The 3,323-nt window shown below is 65.4% G+C and carries 1 protein-coding gene and 1 rRNA gene; one reads left to right on the plus strand and one right to left on the minus strand.

The annotated features are described in order from the left end of the window. Positions 1 to 86: ribosomal RNA gene (gene rrf, locus AC1DB8_RS16540) — 5S ribosomal RNA — on the plus strand; the annotation flags it as partial. Between the two features lie 182 nt (positions 87 to 268). Here the strand turns inward: rrf and AC1DB8_RS16545 are convergent. Next, entirely contained in the window at positions 269 to 2,707 is a 2,439-nt protein-coding gene (locus tag AC1DB8_RS16545; RefSeq protein WP_476893647.1) for an HAD-IC family P-type ATPase, read from the minus strand. Positions 2,708 to 3,323 lie beyond the last annotated feature (616 nt).

Raw genomic sequence — 3,323 nt, forward strand, 5'->3', positions numbered from 1 at the left:
GTCCCATCCCGAACCCGGAAGCTAAGACCCACAGCGCCGATGGTACTGCACCCGGGAGGGTGTGGGAGAGTAGGTCACCGCCGGACAACCATTACAGCCAGGCCCCGACACACAGTGTCGGGGCCTGAGCCTTTTAACACCCCAAACACGCATAGCGCCCCTCCCGCAGATCCGGCCAGCTGACGAAGGCAAGTCCGGATCTCTGGGCGAGCTGGGAGCCAGACGGAAGAGGGCCTTTTTCGTAACCCAGCCGGCGCCGCCAGCATGGTCAGCGGGGAAACTTGCGGCCGTGGAGCCACGCAAGGAGCTCGATTGCGAGGCCGCCGCCGGCCCCGGTTGCCAGAGCTGCGAGCAAAAGCCCGCCTGGTGGCCAGGAGAGAATGAAGAAATCTTGTGCCAAGGGGATGTTGAGCAGAATGACGAGGGCGGCGCACATCGCCGCCAGTACACCGACCCGGCCGGCGTTGAGCGGCCGGGATACCACCGCCAGGATCCAGAGCCCCACCACTGTGAGGGTGAGAACGGAAGCGGAGCGCACCGCTTCCGGCCCCGGCGCTGCCGCCGATGGCGCGATGGCATTGAGCACAAGCAAGGTGGCCGCGACGATGAGTCCGGCCGGCAGCGAGAACCAGAGTGAGCGGCGCAGGAAACCCGGCTTATAGCGACGGGTGTTCGGCATCAGTGCCAGGAAGAAAGCGGGGATGCCAATTGTGAGGCCGTCCGTGAAGGAGAGCTGGCGGGGGAGAAACGGGAACTGCCACTGCAGCAGTCCGAAACTGACGGCGATGGCAATGGAATACGCCGTCTTACTGAGGAAGAGGCTTGAGACCCGCTCGATGTTGGCGATGACGCGCCGACCCTCTGCCAGCACTTCCGGAAGCCGGTCAAAGCGGCCGTCGAGGAGGACCAGCCGCGCTACCGCCTTGGTAGCCGGCGCCGCAGAATCCATGGCGATGCCAAGGTCTGCCGTTTTCAGGGCGAGGGCGTCGTTGACCCCGTCCCCGGTCATTGCCACGGTGTGTCCAAGCCGTTGCAGGGCAGCGACCATGTCCTTCTTTTGATCAGGGCTGACGCGGCCGAAGACGTTGTTGCCCCCCATCACCTCCTCGAGAAGCAGGGGATCTTCGGGCAGCGAACGTGCGTCGTAGCCTTGGGCCACGTCGAGGCCAACCCGACGCGCGATGGCGGCGACGGTCCGCGGATCGTCGCCGGAGATGATTTTCAACTCCACGCCCTCGGCGCGGAAGAATTCCAGGGTGTCCCGGGCATCGGACCGGGTCTGCTCCCGAAACGTCAGGAGTGCGACCGGCCTGAGACCGTCGGGCAGCGTCGGCGTCTTGCTCGCCCCCGGAGGCGTGTCCGCTCCGGCCAGCAGCAGCGTCCGCAAGCCGGTGCTGGCAAGCTTGCCGGCTTGCTGCAGCACGTCTGCATGGCCTGGCTCCGCTGTCCGGGCCGGTTCGTCGGAGGACCCGGCAGCTGCCCCCGGCGCCGGATCTACGGTGATGCTGTTTCCCGGAGCCAGGATCATTTCCGGCGCCCCGAGAATCCAGGTGGGCGTCGCCCCGTTGCCTCCACCGAAGGTCACCCCGCTCCACTTCCGGGAGGAGGAGAACGGAACGTAGGAGATCGACTGGAATCCGCCGTCGTCCTCGAAAGCGGCGCCGAGGCTCCGCGCCGTGGCGTTTGCCTCGGGCTCAGCGGCAAACCAACCGAGGGCCTGTTGCCAGCCTGGATCCGGCGTTGGCGTCAGCTGGTGAACCGCCTCGAATCTCAGGCCGCCCTCCGTTAGGGTGCCGGTCTTGTCCATGCAGAGGACGTCCACCCTTGCGAGGCCTTCGACCGCAGCGAGTTCCTGAATCAAGACCTTGTGGCTGGCGAGCCTGAGCCCTCCGACGGCGAACGCCACGCTGGTCAGCAGCACGAGGCCCAACGGAACCATTGCGATTACGCTGGCGATGACGCCTACCAAGGCTGTCGTCCAGGTGCCTGTGGCGACGGCATCCTGCCAACCGCCCCGCGCCTGCAGCTCGCCGTTGACCACAAGGATCGCGACAGGCAGGATCGCCCAGGCTATCCAGCGAAGCACACGGTTGAGGCTGTTGCGGATCTCCGAGTTCACCAGGGAGAACCGGCGCGCATCAGCGGTGAGCCGGCTGGCGAACGACTCCGCACCCACCCGCACCACCCGGGCTTTGCCGTGCCCGGCCACAATGATGGATCCGGAAAGCACGTCCGACCCGGTGTCTTTGGCCACGGGGTCCGATTCGCCGGTGAGGAGGGATTCGTCCGCCTCGAGTCCGGCGGCTTCGAGCACTGCTGCGTCCGCCGTCACCTGGTCCCCGGCACGCAGTACCAGGACATCATCGCGGACGACATCGGCCGTGGCGATCTCCCGGATCTGGCCGTCGCGCAGCACCCGTGCACGCGGGGCATCCAAAACCGCAAGACGGTCCAGGGACCTTTTGGCCCGGAATTCCTGGACCACGCCGATCACCGCGTTGCCCGCGGCAGCCAGGCCGAACAATGCGTCCTGCCAGCGGCCGAGGAGCAGCAGCACGAGGAAGCTTGAGCCGACAATCGCGTTGAAGAGGGTGAGGACGTTGGCGCGGAAGATCTGCCACAGGCTCCGGCTGGTCTTGTCCGGCACCCGGTTGTCGAGCCCACTCTCGATGCGGGCGGTGACGTCGTGCTGCGAAAGCCCGTTCACAGCCGGGCCGGACACACGCCGACTGAGCGGGACTGCTATCTGGCGCCGGCGTTGTGCCCTCACCCCCTGATGGTATCCGCAGCAGCGGCCTAAGGTGACGGAGCATACAGCTCCCACTGACGACGCCGGGTTGCAGCCCGGGCGACAACGGCGCCGGTGCCGCGCCAGTGCGGAGCCCGTCCGACGGCCGTGCGGCGCCGGTTCGGCGAGGTTCCGGGGGCGGCCGAAGGGCACCGCGGCGCAGCCGCGAAGCGGGTTTGCGGTTACCGTCGACTGGGTGTATTGTTTTCTAAGTCGCCACGAGGGAGAACAGCGGAAACGCTGGAGGACCGGAGGCGGCCAATCCCCCAAAAATAATTCAAGACCAAGTTCTTTCGGCGGTTCAATCGCTAAAGAATTCTGGTGGGGCTGGTTCGTCTGCTGATGTAGGTCCGGGAAGCCGGATTTGCTTTGGACGTCGACACCGAGTAAGTTTGAAAAGTTGCTCCGGAGCGATCCTGGACCGTTGGGTTTGGGTGGTGCCGGGTGTGTCTGTTGTTTGAGAACTCAATAGTGTGCCAAGTTTGTTGATACCAATTTTKTATTGAATTGGTTGATTGTGCCGGGCCTGCCACCC

It is taken from the genome of Arthrobacter sp. 10N410 (assembly GCF_056394945.1).